Source organism: Amycolatopsis sp. NPDC006125 (genome assembly GCF_040614195.1).
GTDB lineage: Bacteria > Actinomycetota > Actinomycetes > Mycobacteriales > Pseudonocardiaceae > Amycolatopsis_E > Amycolatopsis_E tucumanensis.
This window is the reverse complement of record NZ_JBEXTZ010000037.1, coordinates 56,680-73,929: the sequence shown is the minus strand read 5'-3', so window position 1 is coordinate 73,929 and position 17,250 is coordinate 56,680. Positions and strand designations below refer to the sequence as shown.

At 75.3% G+C, this 17,250-nt stretch carries 18 protein-coding genes and 3 pseudogenes; 6 read left to right on the top strand and 15 right to left on the bottom strand.

Going from position 1 to position 17,250, the window contains the following annotated elements; all coding sequences use genetic code 11:
• Window positions 1–171: LuxR C-terminal-related transcriptional regulator (locus tag ABZ193_RS20365; RefSeq protein ID WP_354710998.1), on the top strand; the 171-nt coding region annotated here is incomplete at its 5' end.
• Between the two features lie 376 nt (window positions 172–547).
• Window positions 548–862: pseudogene (locus tag ABZ193_RS20360) on the top strand (IS30 family transposase); the annotation flags it as partial.
• 61 nt (window positions 863–923) lie between these two features.
• On the opposite strand, the gene ABZ193_RS20355 reads toward ABZ193_RS20360, so the two are convergent.
• The 7 genes and pseudogenes from ABZ193_RS20355 to ABZ193_RS20325 all read right to left on the bottom strand — a co-directional run bounded on the left by ABZ193_RS20355 (window position 924) and on the right by ABZ193_RS20325 (window position 7,705).
• A complete protein-coding gene (locus ABZ193_RS20355; protein ID WP_237336506.1) occupies window positions 924–1,274 on the bottom strand; it encodes a three-helix bundle dimerization domain-containing protein in 351 nt (116 codons plus the stop codon).
• Window positions 1,275–1,286: 12 nt separating this feature from the next.
• The gene (locus ABZ193_RS20350; protein WP_354710995.1) at window positions 1,287–2,171 is read right to left on the bottom strand and encodes a universal stress protein; all 885 of its coding nucleotides are present in this window, start codon (window positions 2,169–2,171) and stop codon (window positions 1,287–1,289) included.
• Window positions 2,172–2,178: 7 nt separating this feature from the next.
• Window positions 2,179–2,757 (bottom strand): hypothetical protein, encoded by a 579-nt coding sequence (locus ABZ193_RS20345; protein WP_354710993.1) that lies wholly within the window; start codon window positions 2,755–2,757, stop codon window positions 2,179–2,181.
• Window positions 2,742–3,239 (bottom strand): universal stress protein, encoded by a 498-nt coding sequence (locus ABZ193_RS20340; RefSeq protein ID WP_354710992.1) that lies wholly within the window; start codon window positions 3,237–3,239, stop codon window positions 2,742–2,744. Before ABZ193_RS20340 ends, ABZ193_RS20345 begins: the two co-directional genes overlap by 16 nt.
• Before the next feature lie 116 nt (window positions 3,240–3,355).
• Window positions 3,356–3,796 carry an STAS domain-containing protein gene (locus ABZ193_RS20335; RefSeq protein ID WP_354710997.1) on the bottom strand — a complete coding sequence of 147 codons (441 nt, stop codon included), beginning with the start codon at window positions 3,794–3,796 and terminating at the stop codon, window positions 3,356–3,358.
• A gap of 192 nt (window positions 3,797–3,988) precedes the next feature.
• Window positions 3,989–4,974 (bottom strand): annotated as a pseudogene (locus ABZ193_RS20330) (SulP family inorganic anion transporter); the annotation flags it as partial.
• Window positions 4,975–5,077: 103 nt separating this feature from the next.
• Window positions 5,078–7,705, bottom strand: a complete 2,628-nt coding sequence (locus tag ABZ193_RS20325) for a GNAT family N-acetyltransferase (protein WP_354710991.1) — start codon at window positions 7,703–7,705, stop codon at window positions 5,078–5,080.
• 164 nt (window positions 7,706–7,869) lie between these two features.
• On the opposite strand from ABZ193_RS20325, the gene ABZ193_RS20320 reads away from it, so the two are divergent.
• The 3 genes from ABZ193_RS20320 to ABZ193_RS20310 are packed head-to-tail and all read left to right on the top strand — an operon-like array spanning window position 7,870 to window position 10,327.
• Complete coding sequence (locus tag ABZ193_RS20320) at window positions 7,870–8,544, top strand: response regulator transcription factor (RefSeq protein ID WP_237336511.1); 675 nt, start codon at window positions 7,870–7,872, stop codon at window positions 8,542–8,544.
• Window positions 8,541–9,776, top strand: coding sequence for a HAMP domain-containing sensor histidine kinase (locus ABZ193_RS20315; RefSeq protein ID WP_237336512.1), 1,236 nt, complete (start codon window positions 8,541–8,543; stop codon window positions 9,774–9,776). Before ABZ193_RS20320 ends, ABZ193_RS20315 begins: the two co-directional genes overlap by 4 nt.
• Window positions 9,777–9,814: 38 nt before the next feature.
• Window positions 9,815–10,327, top strand: coding sequence for a DUF2231 domain-containing protein (locus ABZ193_RS20310; RefSeq protein ID WP_237336513.1), 513 nt, complete (start codon window positions 9,815–9,817; stop codon window positions 10,325–10,327).
• A gap of 7 nt (window positions 10,328–10,334) precedes the next feature.
• Here ABZ193_RS20310 and ABZ193_RS20305 read toward each other — a convergent pair whose 3' ends face one another.
• The 8 genes from ABZ193_RS20305 to ABZ193_RS20270 all read right to left on the bottom strand — a co-directional run bounded on the left by ABZ193_RS20305 (window position 10,335) and on the right by ABZ193_RS20270 (window position 16,125).
• Entirely contained in the window at window positions 10,335–11,222 is an 888-nt protein-coding gene (locus ABZ193_RS20305) for a universal stress protein (protein ID WP_237336514.1), read from the bottom strand.
• Between the two features lie 12 nt (window positions 11,223–11,234).
• Complete coding sequence (locus tag ABZ193_RS20300; protein WP_354710990.1) at window positions 11,235–11,624, bottom strand: BON domain-containing protein; 390 nt, start codon at window positions 11,622–11,624, stop codon at window positions 11,235–11,237.
• Between the two features lie 6 nt (window positions 11,625–11,630).
• A complete protein-coding gene (locus ABZ193_RS20295; RefSeq protein WP_354710989.1) occupies window positions 11,631–11,900 on the bottom strand; it encodes a CBS domain-containing protein in 270 nt (89 codons plus the stop codon).
• 5 nt (window positions 11,901–11,905) lie between these two features.
• Complete coding sequence (locus ABZ193_RS20290; RefSeq protein WP_020421645.1) at window positions 11,906–12,796, bottom strand: universal stress protein; 891 nt, start codon at window positions 12,794–12,796, stop codon at window positions 11,906–11,908.
• Between the two features lie 22 nt (window positions 12,797–12,818).
• A complete protein-coding gene (locus ABZ193_RS20285; protein WP_020421646.1) occupies window positions 12,819–13,055 on the bottom strand; it encodes a hypothetical protein in 237 nt (78 codons plus the stop codon).
• A gap of 100 nt (window positions 13,056–13,155) precedes the next feature.
• On the bottom strand, window positions 13,156–14,172 hold the full coding sequence (locus ABZ193_RS20280; protein ID WP_354710987.1) for a hypothetical protein: 1,017 nt from the start codon (window positions 14,170–14,172) through the stop codon (window positions 13,156–13,158).
• Window positions 14,173–14,296: 124 nt separating this feature from the next.
• On the bottom strand, window positions 14,297–15,235 hold the full coding sequence (locus ABZ193_RS20275; RefSeq protein WP_354710986.1) for a hypothetical protein: 939 nt from the start codon (window positions 15,233–15,235) through the stop codon (window positions 14,297–14,299).
• A gap of 20 nt (window positions 15,236–15,255) precedes the next feature.
• Window positions 15,256–16,125 (bottom strand): universal stress protein, encoded by an 870-nt coding sequence (locus ABZ193_RS20270; protein WP_354710985.1) that lies wholly within the window; start codon window positions 16,123–16,125, stop codon window positions 15,256–15,258.
• Window positions 16,126–16,235: 110 nt separating this feature from the next.
• Here ABZ193_RS20270 and ABZ193_RS20265 point away from each other — a divergent pair.
• A pseudogene (locus ABZ193_RS20265) lies at window positions 16,236–17,233 on the top strand (zinc-binding alcohol dehydrogenase family protein).
• The last annotated feature ends 17 nt before the right edge of the window (window positions 17,234–17,250 follow it).

Here is a 17,250-nt window from a genome sequence, read left to right as displayed (position 1 = left end):
GCCCAGCGCATGTACCTCGCCGAAAAGACCATCAAGAACTACGTCTCCCGGCTACTGGCCAAACTCGGACTCGAACGCCGCACCCAGGCCGCCGTGCTGGCGGCCAAGCTGCACGACCGCGAGCACGCCGACGGCCCCCGTCGCGACACCTGGTCACCCGTGCTGCGCTGAGTTTCCGCGCGCGGAAAGGGCCTCCGGCAAGCTCGGGTTCTAGCGATCCCCGCAACACCCTGGATTTCAGGGAGTTGCGGGGATCGTGGTTTCTGAGGGGTTGCGGGCGAGGTTTTCGAGGCTCTGGACCGGGAGAGGGGCAGCATCTCGGGTGCTTCCCGGGCGGTCGAAGTGAATCGTGCGACGGCGTACGGGTGGGCTCGTAACGCGGGTGTGCGGGGTCGGGGGAAGACGGGCACGGCCGGGCATCCGGGCCGGGCGGAGTACGACCGGCTTCGGGCGGCCGGGGTCCGGCGGCGGGACGCCGCGGCACGGGTCGGGGTCCACGAACGCACCGCCAAGGACTGGGACCGCGGCATGTCGGGGCCGTCTCTTGATCCAGACCCTGCCCGAGCACCTACGCGGCTCGCTGACCTGGGACCAGGGCTGCGAGATGGCCGCGCACAAGCAGTTCACGGCGGCCACCGGAGTACCGGTCTACTTCTGCGATTCGCACTGGCCCTGGCAACGGGGCTCGAACGAGAACACCAACGGCTTGCTACGCCAGTACTTCCCCAAGGGCACCGACCTGTCCGTGCACAGCGCCGCCGATCTCGAGCACGTCGCCCACCAACTCAACGGCCGACCACGCAAAACACTCGGCTGGAAGACCCCAGCCGAGTGCCTGCGTGATCTACTGACAACGACATGAACCATCAGGTGTTGGGAAGCCCCAAGAATCCGGCAAGCGCCGGAGGCCCTTTTCCGTGTCCTCACTCCGCTTCGAGCGTCGCGCGAGCACGGTGCAGGGTCAGCGGGATCAGGTGGCCGGTGACCGTCGCGGACGCGGCGAGCTCCCGGTAGGTGTCGTCGACGATCGCGCGCACCCGCGCCGGGTCCGCGCCGGGGAAGGCCTGCCGCAGTTCCCCGACCACGGCGGCCAGCTCGTCGGCGACGAGGTGGGAGCCGGCCGGGGCGGGCGGACGCTGCCGGTAGGCCTCGCTGGCGAAGTAGCGGCGCATCGACGCCTCCGCGAGATCCGCCGCCGAATGCGCCTGGCTCGTGCGGGACGCCGCGCTCTGCCGCGCTTCCCGTGCCGCCTTCTTGTTTTCGATGTCGCTCATGACGTCGTCTCCTCACACGTCTTCCGGATCTTCGGGCACCACCGCGACCGGGCAGGGCGCCCGGAAGGCCAGGGACTGGCTCGTCGAGCCGAGCAGCAGCCCCGCGAACGCGCTGCTGCCGTGGGTGCCCACCACGAGCAGGCGGGCGTGCTGCCCGAACTCGAGCAGGGTGTGCCCGGGACGCCCGCGCAGCACCAGGTACTCCACCGGCACCCCGGGGAACTCCTCGGTCAGCGGCGCCATCCGGGCGACCAGCGCGCGGTGTTCCGCGTCGTGCCGGTCCGCCGGGTCTCCCGGCGCCGCGTGCCAGGTCCGCACCGCGGTGACCGAGGTGTCGTACAGCGCGGCCATCTTCATCGCGTAGCGGGCGGCGGTGATGGTGCCGTCGACGCCGACCACGATCGAACCCTGGTCGGTGACGCGGCCGCGGACGACCACGACCGGGCGGTGACCGTGCACGGTGAGCGCCAGGCCGCAGGAGCCGAACACGAGCCTGCTGAGGCCGCCGGAGCCGTCGTGCCCGAGGACCACCGACGCGGCGTGCTCGGACTCGCGGCGCAGCACGACCCGCGGATCGCCCTCGCACAGCCGCTGCTCCACCGGCACCCCGGGCGCGGTCTCCTGCGCCACCGCTTCGGCGGCCCGCAGCCGGTCGGCGCCCCACGCCCGCAGTTCCGCGCGGATCTGGTCCGCGTTCATGCTCAGCGCGGGGTAGTCCCGGTCGCTGCGCGGGTAGGCGTGGACCAGGCGCAGCGGCACGCCCAGCCGGGCGGCGTCCCGGGCGCCCCAGCGCACCGCGTCGAGCGCCGAGCCGGACCCGTCCACGCCGACCACGACCGGCCGCATGCGATCACGGGCGGGGGCGCGGGTTTCCTGGGTCTGTAGCCGCACGGTCATCGTTTCCTCACCACCGGGTCTTGTCGCTGCCGAGCTCGGACCATTCGCGCTCCCACGCCGCCAGCCGCAGCCGGTCGAGGCCGGCGCGCACCAGTGCGACGAGCGACCCCAGCGTCACCACGACGCCGAGCCACGCCAGGAACCCCGCGGCGAGCGCCACGGTCAGTGCGTTGCCCGCGGTCAGCGGCGCGGGCGCGGGCTCCCCGGCCGGGTCGACCCAGACGGGGACCCGGTCACCGGGCCCGGTGCCGCGGCCGACCGGAACGGTGCCGGTGCGGTCGCTGCCGTCGGGCAGGCGCCACACCGCGGTGGCGGTCCCGTCGTCGCTGTCGGGGCTGGGCGGGGTCACGTCCAGCACCACCGCCTCCACCTCGCGCCGTTCGGCCTGCTGCTGCCGGGAAACCGCTGTCTCGGCAGCCCGGACCTCGGAGACGACGACACCGGCCACCGGGACCGCGGCCAGCGCCGCGAGCACCGCGGTGGCCAGCACGGCCGCCTCCGCGCGGTCCCACGCCCTGGCGAGCGAGCCGCGGCCCGGGCTGATGAGCCGCCACTGCCTGCTCAGCCACATCATGATCGGTGACATCGACGCTCCTCCCCCCAGCACGCGCTCAGACCATCGGGCCGGGCTGGTAGTCCACTTCGGCCAGTGGGTGCCGGGCCGCGCCGCGCGGCGGGCACGATCACCACCGGGCAGTGCGCCCGGCGCAGGCACTGCGCGCCGACGGACCCGACCAGCGCGCGCATGATCCGCCCGTAGCCGTGGCTGCCGAGCACGAGCATGGCCGCGTCCGCCGCGGCGGACAGCAGCACCTGCGCCGGCTCGCCCTCGGTGACCTCCGGCCGGATCTTCGCCTCCGGCTGTTCGCGGTGCGCGCGGTCCACCATCTCGCCGAGGGCGCGCCGGTGCGCGGTGAACACGGCCTCGGCCGTCGCCCCGCCACCCGGGTAGCTCCAGGCGTGGACCGCCACCACTTCCCGGCCGGTCCGCGCGGCTTCGCCCGCCGCCCACCGCAACGCGGCGGCACTGCCCGCGGAGCCGTCCACTCCCACCACGATCGCGGCCATGACGCCGTCCTCTCGCCGGTCGTTTTCCTTGTGTCCCAGCCTGGTCCGGCGGCGGCGGGCGGTGAAGGGCCGATGGTCCCCGTCGTGAGGGCCCTGCGGCGGTTTCCGGCGCGCCGTCAGGGCGCCAGCGGATCGGGCGGTACCACCGGCACGCGCACGCCGTCCGGCGGCCGCCCGTGGCGGGCGGTGTACCAGCCGACGTAGGCGGCGACCGCCGCGGGCAGCGTCGGGAAGATCCGGTCCTCCCCCAGCTCCGCGGTGAACCCGGCGGCGCTCAGCTCGTCGTGCAGTTCCTGCTTCACCCGGGCCATCGCGAACACGATCCCCCGGCTCGCGAGCTCGCGCCGCAGGCCGGTCAGGGTCTCCAGCGCGGTGCTGTCGATGTCCACATTGGCCTCGGCGTTGAGCAGGAACCACTCCGGCGCCGCGCCGTCCAGCGAGTCCAGCGCCCGGCGCCGGAAATCCTCGGCGTTGGCGAAGAACAGCGGCGCGTCGTAGCGGTACACGAGCAGCCCGGGCACCACCCGCGAGCCCGGGTAGTCGCCGATGTCGTGCATGCCGGGCACCCCCGGCGCGTACCCGAGCACCGCCGCGTGCGGCCGCGCGACCTTGCGCAGCAGGTCCAGCAGCGACAGCCCGATCGCGACCAGGATGCCGTAGAGCACGCCGAGCACGAGGACCCCGGTCAGCGTCGCGACCGCCAGCACCGCCTCGCTGCGCCGGAAAGCCGCGATGCGGCGGAACTCGGCCACGTCGATCAGCCGCAGCGCGGCGTACACCACGACGGCGCCCAGCGCGGCGGCGGGAAACGCGGCCAGCACCGGCCCGGCCACGAACATCGCCAGCACCACGGTCACAGCGTCACCACGGAGTAGAGCTGGCTGCGGGCGCCCAGCGCGTCGGCGATCGCCGTCCGGCTGCCGCTGCAGCTGACCGGCAGCCCGCGCAGGAACCCGGCCGCCAGGTTCACCAGCCCCAGCGCGCGCAGTTCCCGGTCGGCGTCGACGCGTTCGCCGTGCCTGCTGCCGAACGCGCGTGCGGTGAGCATCATGTCGGAGAACCCGACCAGCGCGATCCCGGCCGCGGGCAGCAGCAGCGACGGCAGATCGGCCGCGGCCACGTTCGGCAGCCCGGGCACGGGCAGCCCGGACGGCACGTCGCCGACCACCCGGACACCCGCGTCCTGCCCGCCGGCGAGGGCGACCACGCCCGTGGCGAGCAGCATCGCCAGCAGCGGGCCCGGCGCCCGCGGCAGCAGGCGCGCCACCACCAGCAGGAACGCCAGCACCGCCGCCGACACCGCCACCGTGGGCCAGTGCACGCGGTCCAGCGCGCCGAACCAGGACGTCACCTCCGCGACCAGACCGTCACCGGACACCGGGACGCCGGTGAGCGTGCTCAGCTGGCTCACGACCATGATCACCGCGATGCCGGCCAGGTAGCCGACGAGCACGGGTTTGGACAGCAGGTCGGCGAACATCCCCAGCCGCACCAGACCGCCGAGCAAACAGATCCCGCCGACGATCAGCGCGAGGACGGCCGCCAGAGCCGCGTACCGGCCCGGATCCCCGGCGGCCAGCGGAGCCAGCGCCACCGCGGTCATCAGCGCCGTGGTCGACTCCGGACCCACGGACAGGCGGCGCGAACCGCCCACGACGACGTACACCGCCAGCGGGCCGATCGCGGCCCACAACCCAGCCACCGGCGGCAGCCCGGCGATCCGCGCGTAGGCCATGACCTGCGGGATCAGGTAGGCGGCCACGGTCACCCCGGCCAGCACGTCGCCGCGGAGCCAGGCCCGGCGGTACCCGGCGAGGCCGGGCAGCGCGCCGCGCACCTCAGATCCGCAGGCGCCGCAGGAACGGCTCGGCCGGGGTGTGCGGGGCGAGCCGGACCCGCGCATCCAGCACCAAGCATCCGCCCTCGTGCGCGACCACCGGGTTCAGGTCGAGCTCGGCGACCTCCGGCAGCACCTCGGCGAGACGGCTCAGCCGCACCAGCACGTCCCGCAGCGCGGCCCGGTCGAAGCCGCCTGGGCCGAACAGGTGCGGCGAGGACCGCAGGCCGGACAGCAGCAAATCGGCGTCGCGCGACGTCAGCGGCGCCAGCCGTGCGGCGCGGTCGGCCACCAGGTCGGTGTCCACCCCGCCGAGCCCGAACACCACGAGCGGCCCGAACACGTCGTCCCCGGCGATCCCAGCCAGGACCTCGCGGGCGTGGGCGACCATCGGCTGCACCACGACACCGCGCCACTGATCGCCGAACCGGTCGCGCCAGCGGTGCACGATTTCGCGCAGCTGGTTCTCCCCGCGGACGTCCAGCGCGACCCCGCCGCCGCTGCTCTTGTGCACCAGGCCCGTTGCGCAGGCCTTCACGGCGACCGGTCCGCCCAGCTCGCGCAGGGCGTCCACCGCCTCGTCGGCATCGGTGGCGAACCGGGTGGCGACGACCGGGATCCCGAAGCAGCGCAGCAGCCGCGTGGCGTCCAGCGGGTCGAGCCAGCCGGTCGCGCCTGCCACGATGCGGCGGGCCGCGGCGGTGTCCACATCGGACAGTCGCGGTGGCGCTTCGTCCGGCTCGGCGCGCCAGGCGGCGTAGCGGGCGAGGCTGCCCAGAGCGCCGGCCGCGCCGAGGGCGTCCGCGTAGGACGGCACGAGCCCGTCCGCGGTGAGCAGGGGTTCCACGAACGGCAGCTGCCCGGGGCGCACGACGAGCACGGGCTTGTCCCCCGCGTGCCTCGTAGCCACTCCGGTGAGCGGGTCGCCGACCGCGGTCGCGACGCCGGCCACGACGACGGCGTCGATCCCGTCGTCGGCCAGCACCGCGTCCAGGCAGGCGCCGAACACCTCCGCCGTCACGGCCGCGGTGGTGTCCACCGGGTTGCGCACGGACGCCTGGGCGGGCAGCAGTTCCCGCAGCCGCGACACCGTGCCCGGGCTCAGGTCCGGCAGTTTCAGACCGTGCCGGGCGCACGCGTCGGCCGCGAGGACACCCGCACCGCCGGCGTTGCTCAGCACCGCGACCCGCCGCCCCGCGGGCAGCGGCTGCCACGACAACGCCGCGACCGCCTCCAGCAGTTCGGTCACGCTGTCCACCGCGATCACGCCGGCCTGCTCGTACAGCGCGTCCCGGGTGACGGCAGGCGTCGCGGTCGCCGCGGTGTGCGAGGCGGCCGCGCGCCGCGCGGTCTCGGTCTGCCCGGTCCGCACGGCCAGCACGGGTTTGACCCGGGCCAGGTCGCGGGCGATGCGAGCGAACTTGCGCGGGTTGCCGAACGACTCCAGGTACAGCACGGCGAGGTCGGTGCGCGGGTCCTCGCGCCACCAGCGCAGCAGGTCGTTGCCGCTGACGTCGTACTTGTCGCCGGTGGACACCATCGTCGACACGCCGAGTCCCAGCCGCCGCAACGCCTCCACGACCGCGATGCCGAAGCCGCCGGACTGCGTCACGACACCCACCCGGCCGGACGGCATGCGCCCCGGCGCGAAGGTGGCGTTCAGGCGGATCCCGTCCTCGGTGTTGGCCACGCCGACGCAGTTGGGCCCGACCAGCCGGACCCCGTGCGTGCGGGCGGCGCGGACGGTGCGGGCGCCGAGGCCGGTGCCGGTCAGCCCGGCCGAAATGATGACGGCCGCACGGGTGCCGCGGCGCCCGCACTCCTCGACGACCCCGGGCACCGCGGACGCGGGCACGCACACGACCGCCAGCTCGGGGGTTTCGGGCAGGTCGGCGACTGAACTCGCGCACGGTACGCCGGCGATGTCGCGGGCGTGCGGGTTGACCGCCGACAAGCGACCGGAGTAGCCGCCCTCGGCTAGGTTGACCAGCACGGCGTGCCCGACCGAGGCCGGGTCCCGGCCCGCGCCGATCACCGCGACCGACCGCGGCTGCAGCACGTGCCGCAAACTCGCGACGTCCGCGATGCGCTCCCGCTCGGCCAGCCGGCTGCGGAAGGCCTCGTCCTCGTCCAGGCCGATGCTGAAGTCGCACTCCGATCCGGCCGCGCTGACGCGGTAGGGCAGGCCGAGGTCGGCGAAGACCCGAAGCATGCGGGAGTTCTCCGCCAGCACCTGGCCGGTGAACCGCCGGATTCCCTGCCCGCGGGCCAGCGCCACGAGGTGTTCCAGCAGCAGGGTGCCGACGCCGTGCGCCTTCGCCGCGGAACCGACCGCGAGCGCGAGCTCGGCCTCGGTGGGTTCGGCGGAGACCTCGTAGTGCGCGACGCCGAGCAGCTCGCCGTGCCGGAACGCGCCCACCGCGGCCCGCCGCGGCCCGGGTTCGGCGCACATCCGCGCGACCAGTTCGTCCAGGCGGCCGGGCAGCCCGAAGAACCGGAAGTAGCTGTCGCGTTCGTCGAGGCCCTCGTGCAGCGCGAGCGCCGCGGGGGCGTCGGCGGGCCGCAGCGGGCGGATCTCGACCACCTCACCGTCGGCCAGCACCGCCGCCACGTCCTGTCCTGCCGTCATCACGGTCCTTTCGTGGTGCCGCAGCGGGCCGAACCCCGCCCCACGAGCAAACCCCGGCGACGGCGGGGCCGACGCGGGCCCGCGTCACCAATCGGGAGGACCGGAGTCCCTGGGCGGGGAGGACGAAAGACCCTCGCGCCGGCGGGCCGGGACACAATGGCCGGGTGCGCACACCTGACGCCGCGCCGCGGCTCCTGCTCGTCGAGGACGACGCCGGTCTCGCGCGGCTGCTGTCCGGCCTGCTCGGCGAGGAGGGGTACGACGTGGAGGTGGCCCCGGACGGGCAGCGCGGCCTCCACCTCGGCCTGACCCGGGACTACGACCTGGTGGTGCTCGACCGGGGCCTGCCCGCCGTGTGCGGCCTGGACCTGCTGGCGCGGTTGCGCGACCGCGGCGTGACGGCGCCGGTGCTGGTGCTCTCGGCGCTGAGCAACCCCGCCGACCGGGTCGACGGCCTCGACGCCGGCGCCGAGGACTACCTGGGCAAGCCGTTCGACGTCGACGAGCTGCTGGCGCGGCTGCGGGCGCTGCGCCGCCGCCACACCGACCGCGCCAGGACGCTGGCGCTGCCCGGCGGCCGCCTGGACCTGGACACCCGCCAGGCCGCGATCGGCGGTGACCGGCCGGTGCGGCTGTCCGAACGGGAGTGCTCGCTGCTGGCGACGCTGGCTGCGCGGCCTGCGCGCGTGTTCACCCGCGCCGACCTGCGGGCGCTGGTCTTCCCCGACGCCGGCACCGAGGTGGTCGACACCTACGTGCACTACCTGCGGCGCAAGCTCGGCCGCCACGTCGTCGACACAGTGCGCGGCGTGGGCTACCAGCTGGGGCACCGGAGGTGACGCGCTCGCCCGACGAGCGGGTCCTGCGACGCACCGCGTGGCGGGTCGGCCTGCAGACCGCGGCCGCCGTCGCCGTCACCGTGGCCGTGCTCGGCGCCGTGGCGGGCCTGGTGGTGCTGCGCTCGCAGCACCACGCGGAGGACCAGCTCGTGCGCTCGGCGATCGACCAGGCCGACGACGTGGGCGATCCACCTGCCGGGACGTGGCTCGTCGTGCTCGACGGTGAGCGCCGGTCGGCCACCCCCGGCCTGCCCGCCGGGTTGCCCGGTGCGGCCGATCTCCGTCAGACCGCGCAGGACCACCTCGCGCGCAGCTCCGACGTGCACGCCGGCGGGCGGGAGTACCGCCTGCGCACCGAACCGTTCCGGAACGGCGCCATCCAGGTGGTGCTCGACCTGCGCGGCGAGCACGAGGAACGCGAGCGGCTGGTGCAGGCGCTGCTCATCGCCGGATCGGCCGGGCTGGTGCTCGCCGCCCTGGCCGGCGCGTGGCTCGGCCGCCGCGCGGTCGCGCCGCTGGCCGCCGCGCTCGCCCTGCAACGGCGGTTCGTCGCCGACGCCGGGCACGAGCTGCGCACGCCGGTGACGCTGCTCAGCACCCGCGCCCAGCTGATCCGGCGGCGGTTGCGGAAGGGCGGCGATCCCGCAGCGCTCGCGTCCGAGGCCGACGAACTGGTGCGCGACGCGGGCGTGCTTGCCGGTGTGCTCGACGACCTGCTCGTCGCGGCCGATCCACGGGAACCACCCGCGGACCGGCTGGACCTGGGCAGGCTGGCCGACGAGGCGGCCGGCGCCGCCCGCGCGGAGGCCAGGGCCCGCGCGGTGGTCGTGCGGACCGAGACCGGCCGCGCCCCGGTCACCGGGTCGGAGGTGAGCCTGCGCCGTGCCGTCACCGCCCTGCTGGACAACGCGATCCGGCACGCGCGGCGCGAAGTGCTCGTGCACGTCGCCCGCGAAGGTCGTGCGGTGGTGCTCACGGTCACCGACGACGGGCCCGGCATCGACGAGTCGGTGCTGCCCACGATCTTCGACCGCTTCTCGTCCGGCGCTGGCGACGGCGGCGCCGGTGCGCGACGGCGCTACGGTCTCGGGCTGGCCCTGGTCAGCGAAATCGTCGCCCGGCACGGGGGTTCGGTGACGGCGGGCAACCCCGCGGCCGGGGGCGCGCGGCTGCAGGTGCGCCTGCCCGCGGCCCGGTTCCCAGAAACGACCAAGAATTCCCCGGCAGGCTGAGCGGCGTCCGACCTCCAACCCACGCGGAGCCCGCCACCATGCCTGTGTTCCTGTCCGGAGTGCCGCTGCACGTCCTCCTCGTCCACGCCGTGGTCGTCCTGGTGCCGCTGGCGGTGCTGGCCGCGCTGACCGTCGCGCTGTGGCCGGCGGCCCGCCGCCGGTACGGCTGGCTCGCCGCCGGCGTCGCCGCGGCCGCCACCGCGTCCGTGCCGCTGGCCACCAGCAGCGGCGAAGACCTGCGGGACCGGCTGGCGCCGACCGACCTGATCCGGCAGCACGCGCACCTCGGCGACCAGTTGCTGGTCTTCGTGGCCGGGCTCCTGGCCGCGACGGTGGCGCTGGTGTGGTTCGACCGCCGCGCGCGCCGGGACGAGCCGGGAGCTGCCCGCCGCCTGCCGTCCCGACCGGTGACCCTGGGACTCGCGGCCGCGACGATCGCGCTCGCCGCGGTGTCGGCGGTCCAGGTCGTGCGGATCGGCGACTCGGGCGCGCGGGCGGCGTGGGCGCAGACGCACTACACCGCACCGCAGCACCAGGACGAGGACGGCTGAGCGGGCGCTACTCCCCGTCGGGGCGGACCACCATCACCGGGCACTCTGCGCGGTGGATCAGCGCCTGGCTGGTCGATCCCAGCAGCAGCCCGGAAAAGCCGCCGCGCCCGCGGCTGCCCACGACGACCAGCTGCGCCTGCCTGCTCCAGTCGATCAGCTGGTGCCGCGGCCGGTCGCGCACCACGACGCGGTCCACCTTGACGTCGGGGTAGCGCTCCTGCCGACCCGCCAGCCGCTCGGCGAGCACCAGCTCCTCGTCCTGCCGGACCGCCTCCCAGTCGACGACCAGCGGGAAGGATCCGAGACCGCCCAGGAGGTCCTCGTCGCTCCACGCGTGCACCGCCACCAGCGGCGCCCCGCGCCAGCTGGCCTCCTCGAAGGCCGCCTCCAGCGCCCGCTCGCTGAACGGGCTGCCGTCGACACCGACCACGACCGGTCCCGCCGCCGGGGCGGCCCGCCCGCGCACCACCACGACCGGGCAGTGCGCGTGGGAAACGACCTGCACCGCCGTGGTCCCGGCGAGCACGCCGGTGAACCCGCCGGCCCCCGACGCGCCCAGCACGAGCGCTCTGGCGCCGCGGGACGCCGTGATCAGGGCCTCGGCCGGGTGCTCCTCCGGCATCGCCGTGGTGACCGTCAGTCCCTCGCCACCCGCGTCGCGGGCGACGCGGACCGCAGCGGCCAAGAAGTCCTTCGCGTTGTCCACCAGATCGTCGTGCAGCGCCCGCAGCGCGGGCATCGCGATTCCGTAGCGGCCGGTGAACGGCGAGAACCCGTGCACGAGGTGCAGCCGGTCGCGGTGCCGCACCGCGTCGGCCGCGGCCCAGCGCACCGCCGCGGTGGAGGCCTCCGACCAGTCCACCCCGACGACGGTCACCCCTGCGGTGTTCGTCATGTCGTTCCTCTCCTAGCCCGGAATCCGGTCGTCCACAGTGGAATTCAGTTCGTTCGCGACGGCGACGACGCCGGGGATCGCCTCGGTCAGCCGCGCCGCCCGCTCCGCCTCGCTGCGCCGGTCGACCGTGCCGGTGAGTGTCACGACCCCGTCCACGACCTCGGCGCGCGCCTGCTCCGGAGCTGCCCACAGGCAACGCCGCAGCACCTCCTCCTCGACGGCGCGGGCGATCTCGGCGTCCGGCCGCAGGAACACCCGCAGCACGTCCCGCCGGGCGAGCACGCCGACGAGCTTGCCGTCGCCGTCGACGACGTAGAGCCGCCTCAGGTGTTCGCGCGCCAGCCGGCGCGCCGCGACGGCGACCGGCTCGTCCTGCCCGATCACCCGGACCCGCCGCGTCATCGCGGTTTACGCGGTCATCGCGCGCGACTTGCCCCACCAGCGCCACCGTCGTCCCGGCGCGAACGCCGACGGCGGCCGGTCCGCGCCGCGCAGGTCCTCCTTGGCCAGCAGGTCCGACTCCGAGACCACGCCGACCGGGCGGTCGTGGCCGTCGACCACCGGCACCGCCCCGATCTGGTACTGGTCCAGCAGCCGGACCAGGTTCTTGAACGGCATCGCGGGCACCACGGACACCACCGGATGCGTCATCAGGTCGCCCACGACCGGTCCGCGCACCCGCCTCACGCCTGGCGGACGATCAGCAACGGGCACAGCGCGAAGGTGATCAGCGACTGGCTCGTGGACCCGAGCACCATGCCGGCGAACCCGCCGCGGCCGCGGCTGCCCACGACGATCAGCTGGGCGCCCTCGGCGTGGTCGAGCAGCCGGTCGGCCGCGCTGCCGCGTACCACGATCCGCTCGACGGCGACGTCGGGGTACTTCTCCTGCCAGCCCGCCAGCCGCTGGGCCAGCAGCTCGCGCTCGCGCTCCTCGATCGCCGGCCGATCCAGCGTCCAGCGCGTCTCCTCGAAGAGGGCGCCCAGGTAGGAGTCGTCCCACGCGTGGACCGCGACGAGCGCGGCACCGCGACGGGAAGCCGCGTCGAACGCGGCCGCGATCGCCTCGTCGCTGGTGGGCGAGGCGTCGATCCCGACCACGACCGGCCCCTCGGCGGGCGGCTCGTCGTCCGCCACGTGCGGCCGGACCACGGCGACCGGGCAGCGGGCGTTGGCGGCCAGCGCGATCGTGACCGACCCGGCCAGGAAGCGGCCGAGGAACCGCACGGGCGGGGTGCCCAGCACGAGCACCGCGGCCGAGCGGGACTCGTCCAGCAGCGCCGCGCCGACCTGCTCCTTGCGCAGGCTCCGCTGGATGTCCACATCGGACTCGGCGCTGCGGGCGGCGTCGCTCGCGGCGTGCAGGATCCGGTGGCCCCGCTGACGCGCGAGGCCGGCCAGGTCCACGTGCACCGGCATCGGCTGGGGGTAGCCGAGCGAGGCTTCGTCCAGGGCGTGCACCAGTTTCAGGGGCACGTTGCGGCACCGTGCCTCGGTGGCGGCCCACCGGACCGCGCCGAGCGACGCTTCGGAGCCGTCGACCCCGACGACGACCGGGTTCGGGGAGTGGGACATGGTTGTTCCTTTCGGATCCGGGTTACGCCGAAGCGGTGGCGTGCTGGAAGAGCTCGGTGAGTTCCGGGATGGTCAGGGTCCGGTTCGCCGGCTGCCGGCGCGGTCGCGGGACCGGCGCGCGGCCTTCGGCCGGCGACAGCCCGAGCATCGCGAGCAGCTCGCGGAGCTCGTCGGCGTCCTTCGCCTGGCCCGCCACGGCGCGCGCGGCGCGGTGGCGTTCTTCGGGGGTCGGTTCGTGCGAGCTGATCGCGTTGTCCATGCCGGGAACGCTATTGGCGGACGGCGGCCCGCCACGACGGGCGGAGGGCCCGTCGTGGCGGGGCTGAGGTCGCCGCCGGTGAGGACTTTGTGCCCTGTCCTCAGCCGTCGGACGCCAGGAGACGGGCCAGCGCGAACCCGGTGACGGCGGAGGTGGTGGCGGCCATGAGCAGCCCGCCGCCGACGCCGATCAGCACTGTGACGGCCAGGGCTTGCCCCTCGTGCCACAGCGGCATTGTGACGGCGAGGAACACACCCAGCCCGGCCAGCCAGGCCGCAGCGGTGACCGGGATCCACCGCCACGCCCGGGACAGGTGCGGGCGCAGGAGCGGCCACTGGGCCGTCCCGAGTGACGCGAGTACGACCAGCCCGAGCACCACCCCGGCCGTCGCCGCCTGCACCGGCGGCCAGCGGTGGACCTCCGCCGCGGCCGGGACCGTGCCGGCCAGGTAGGCGAGGACCGCGCCGGCCGAGGTCGCCGCGATCCAGCGCCGCGTCCGCAGGGCCGGCAGCGCGTGCCGCAGCACGAGCGCCTGCCCGCACCCGAGCGCGGCCCCTTCGACCGCCCCGGCGGCCAGCAGGGCGGGCACGGCGACCGCGGGCGCCGACCCGGCGGTGAGCGCGCCGACGCCGGCGGGCACCGCGAACCCGGCGAACTCGGCCAGGGTGACGATCCAGAACCAGCTCCACGCCAGCGCCCTGCCGCGCAAGGGTTTCACTGGGGGCAGGTCGATGGCGACCAGCGGCGCGTCCGCGGGCACCCGCGGCCCGCGGAGCTGGTACACCGCCACCGCCGCCTCGCGCTCGGCGCCGTGCAGCACCCGGCCCGCACCGGCCGACCACCCGCCCGGCAGCCGCACCTCGACCGGGGAGATGGTGCGGAAGTGCCGCCACCACGTCTTGCCGGCGGCCCGCCCGGCGACGACCAGCAGCCGGTCGCCGTCCCGGACGTGGGCCACCGGGAACTCGACCAGGTCGCCGCGCCGCGAGCGGTACCGCAACACGCACAACCGGCCGAGCAGCGGGGCGAGCACGGAATCCAGCAGCCGAAGGACCAGCCGCTGGCCCACGCCGCGGCGCGCCGCGCGCCGGTGGCGCCCGGGCGCGGTGGTGCTCATCCGCGTTCCCCCGTCCGGCCGCCGTACCGGACATGGCCCACCGGGAGCGCGAACAGCCCGAGGTCCAACCGGTCACCCAACCCGCGGCGAGCCGCGCTCCGGCGCCGCCCGGGCGCGGCGGTGCTCATCCCCGTGTCCCCACCCCGGTCGGCGCCAGCACCCGGCCCGGGGTGGCCGTGACCGGGTAGCCGACCCGGAGGATCGCCTGCGGGTACCCGGGGAGGTCGAGCTTCTCGATGAGCCCGGCGCGCACCTCGGGCAGGTGCAGCGGCTGGGTCAGGACGGAGCCCACCAGCCCCTCGGTGATGGCGGCGAGCCAGGCCCGCTCCAGCGCGGCGCCCGCGTGCAACTGGTCGCGCCGCGTGTCGTCCGCGGTGAGCACGATCAGCAGAGACTCCGCCGCGACCCGCTCGGTCAGCGTCACCGTGTCGGGTAGGTGCGTGTCGGCGCGCACCAGACCCGACCAGGGCAGCGTGGTCTCCGGCGACGGCGGTTCCCGCAGCTGGGCGGTCCAGGCGGTCAGTTCCCGCTGGTAGGCCCGGTCGGCGCGGAGCAGCTGCCCGGCGTGGGCCAGCAGCTCGGCCAGCGGCGCCGCCTCGGTCCGGGACTGGACGAGACGCGCCTCGGTGCCTGGCCCCGCCGCCGTGTCGCCGAGCAGCCGCAGGACCCGCGGCGGGACGTGGTGCAGCGCGAACGGCGAGCGGTAACTGCTGCGCTGGAAGATCGCCGAATAGCGGTTCAGCTCGTCGGGCTTGGCCTCCCCGCGCTCGGCGGCGCGGATCTCGGCGACCAGGTCCGGCCGCACCGGCGACGGCAGCAGCTCCACCTCCGGGCGCCAGCCAAGGACCCGCACCGCGAGATCCAGGTTGGCCAGCGCCGCGCCGCAGGAGAGCACCCGGTCGCGGCCGGTGGGGTCGTGCCGCGGCAACGACACGTCGAACCGTTCGTACAGCCGCAACACCCCGTTCGGGACCTCCAACACCCACGGCTGCGAGTTGTGGACCGAGGGGGCGCAGCTCGCGGCTCGCGCGAGCGCCCCGACCTCGACCTGGGACCAGTGCATTGTCATTCCTCCGGAAGTTCTCAGCGGACCACGGCGACCGGGCACGGGCAGTGGTGGAGCAGGGCCTGGCTGGTGGAGCCGAGCCCCATGCCGTCGAAGGCGTGCCGCCCGCGCGAGCCGACCACGACCAGTTGGGCACCCCGGGCCGCGGCGAGCAGTCCCCGCACCGGGCGGTCCCGCACGGTGCGCAGCGCCAGCGGCACGTCCGGGTACTTCTCCCGCCACCCGGCGAGCCGCTCGGCCAGCAGGCGGCGCTCGTCCTCGGCGACCTCGTCGTACTCCACGTCGATCGGCAGCACCGACCAGGTTTCGCCGAGGCTCATGTCGGTCCAGGTGTGCAGGGCGACCAGCGGCGCTTGCCGCCTGCCCGCGGTGTCGAAGGCGAAGGCGATCGCCGCGTCGCTCCACGTGGAGGCGTCCACGCCCACCACAATCGGGCCGCGCTCCGGCGGCAGCGCGTCCCGCACCACGACGACGGGACAGGGCCCGTGGGCGGCGAGCGCGGACGAGACCGAACCGAGCAGCAACCCGGGGAAGCCACCGAGACCGCGGGAACCCAGCACCGCGAGGCGGGCGGTCGCCGCCTCCTCGATCAGGGCGGCCGCGGCCGCGCCGGTGCGCAGCCGCGTGTGGATCTCGATGCCGGGTTCGGCCGCCCGCGCCTGGCCGTGGGCCTCGCCGAGCCAGCGGTGCCCCTGTTCGAGCCGGGACTCCACCAGCCCGCCGCCCCCGGGCGCCGTCGAGGGCGCCGGAGGCAGGGTGCACACGTGCACGAGCCGGAGCGGCAGATGCCGCAGTGACGCCTCGCGCGCTGCCCATCGCACGGCGTTGAGCGCCGCCGGTGAGCCGTCCACGGCGGCGAGAACCGCGGGTTCGATCGATTCGACCATGCTTCGATCCTCACCGGCCGGTGCCGCGGCGGGCAGGGCAGACGGGCCCCGGCCACGGGGCACTTCGGCTCTTTCCCGCCCGCGCGCGCGCGCCTGGGAAAGCCGGCCCCATGCTGACGTGGCGAGTGATCGAGCCCGGTCCGCCCGGGTCGCGGAAGTTCGAAGCACGCGAGGAACCGGCGCCCACCGCCGGCACCGGCGAACTACTCGTGCGGGTGCGAGCGTGCGGGGTCTGCCGCACCGACTTACACGTGCTCGAAGGCGACCTGCCAGTGCACCGGCCCGGGGTCGTGCCCGGGCACGAGGTCGTCGGCGAGGTCGCGGCGCTCGGTCCGGACGTGCGCGGATTCGCACCCGGGGACCGGGTGGGCGTCGCGTGGCTCCGGGGCACGTGCGGTGCGTGCCGGTACTGCCTGCGCGGCGACGAGAACCTGTGTCCCCGCTCGACCTACACGGGCTGGGACGCCGACGGCGTTACGCCGGATACACGACGGTCCCGGCTGCCTACGCGCACCGGCTGCCCGCGGGCTACTCCGACCAGGAGCTCGCCCCTTTGCTGTGCGCGGGGATCATCGGGTTCCGGGCGCTGCGCCGCGCGAACCTGCCCGCCGGCGGCCGCCTCGGCATCTACGGCTTCGGCGCCAGCGCGCACCTGGCCGCCCAGGTCGCGCTCGCGCAGGGAGCCACAGTGCACGTCATGACCCGCAGCGCCCGGGCCCGGCAGCTCGCGCTGGAACTCGGCGCGGCGTCGGCCACCGGCGCCGCGGACGCCCCGCCCGAACCCCTCGACGCCGCGATCCTGTTCGCCCCGGCCGGGGAACTCGTGCCGCCCGCGCTCACGGCGTTGGACCGTGGCGGCACCCTCGCGCTGGCCGGGATCCACCTGACCGACATCCCCCCGCTGCACTATCAGGCGCACCTGTTCCAGGAACGTCAGCTGTGCAGTGTCACCGCGAACACGCGCCAGGACGCGCACGACTTCCTCGCCTTCGCCGCCGACCACCACCTGCGGGTCACGACGAGCGCCTACCCACTCGGCGACGCCGAGCGGGCGCTGAACGACCTCGCCGCCGACCGGGTCACCGGAGCCGCCGTCCTGTTGCCGTGACGGGACATCGGTTCCCG

Excerpts from the sequence above, each read along its gene's own strand:
- ABZ193_RS20270 (WP_354710985.1), bottom strand. The coding sequence starts at position 16,125 with ATGGTCGAATCGATCGAACCCGCGGTTCTCGCCGCCGTGGACGGCTCA.
- ABZ193_RS20355 (WP_237336506.1), bottom strand. The coding sequence starts at position 1,274 with ATGAGCGACATCGAAAACAAGAAGGCGGCACGGGAAGCGCGGCAGAGC.
- ABZ193_RS20350 (WP_354710995.1), bottom strand. The coding sequence starts at position 2,171 with ATGACCGTGCGGCTACAGACCCAGGAAACCCGCGCCCCCGCCCGTGAT.
- ABZ193_RS20300 (WP_354710990.1), bottom strand. The coding sequence starts at position 11,624 with ATGACGCGGCGGGTCCGGGTGATCGGGCAGGACGAGCCGGTCGCCGTC.
- ABZ193_RS20275 (WP_354710986.1), bottom strand. The coding sequence starts at position 15,235 with ATGCACTGGTCCCAGGTCGAGGTCGGGGCGCTCGCGCGAGCCGCGAGC.
- ABZ193_RS20335 (WP_354710997.1), bottom strand. The coding sequence starts at position 3,796 with ATGCACGACATCGGCGACTACCCGGGCTCGCGGGTGGTGCCCGGGCTG.
- ABZ193_RS20340 (WP_354710992.1), bottom strand. The coding sequence starts at position 3,239 with ATGGCCGCGATCGTGGTGGGAGTGGACGGCTCCGCGGGCAGTGCCGCC.
- ABZ193_RS20290 (WP_020421645.1), bottom strand. The coding sequence starts at position 12,796 with ATGTCCCACTCCCCGAACCCGGTCGTCGTCGGGGTCGACGGCTCCGAA.
- ABZ193_RS20305 (WP_237336514.1), bottom strand. The coding sequence starts at position 11,222 with ATGACGAACACCGCAGGGGTGACCGTCGTCGGGGTGGACTGGTCGGAG.
- ABZ193_RS20285 (WP_020421646.1), bottom strand. The coding sequence starts at position 13,055 with ATGGACAACGCGATCAGCTCGCACGAACCGACCCCCGAAGAACGCCAC.
- ABZ193_RS20280 (WP_354710987.1), bottom strand. The coding sequence starts at position 14,172 with ATGAGCACCACCGCGCCCGGGCGCCACCGGCGCGCGGCGCGCCGCGGC.
- ABZ193_RS20325 (WP_354710991.1), bottom strand. The coding sequence starts at position 7,705 with ATGACGGCAGGACAGGACGTGGCGGCGGTGCTGGCCGACGGTGAGGTG.
- ABZ193_RS20345 (WP_354710993.1), bottom strand. The coding sequence starts at position 2,757 with ATGTCACCGATCATGATGTGGCTGAGCAGGCAGTGGCGGCTCATCAGC.
- ABZ193_RS20310 (WP_237336513.1), top strand. The coding sequence starts at position 9,815 with ATGCCTGTGTTCCTGTCCGGAGTGCCGCTGCACGTCCTCCTCGTCCAC.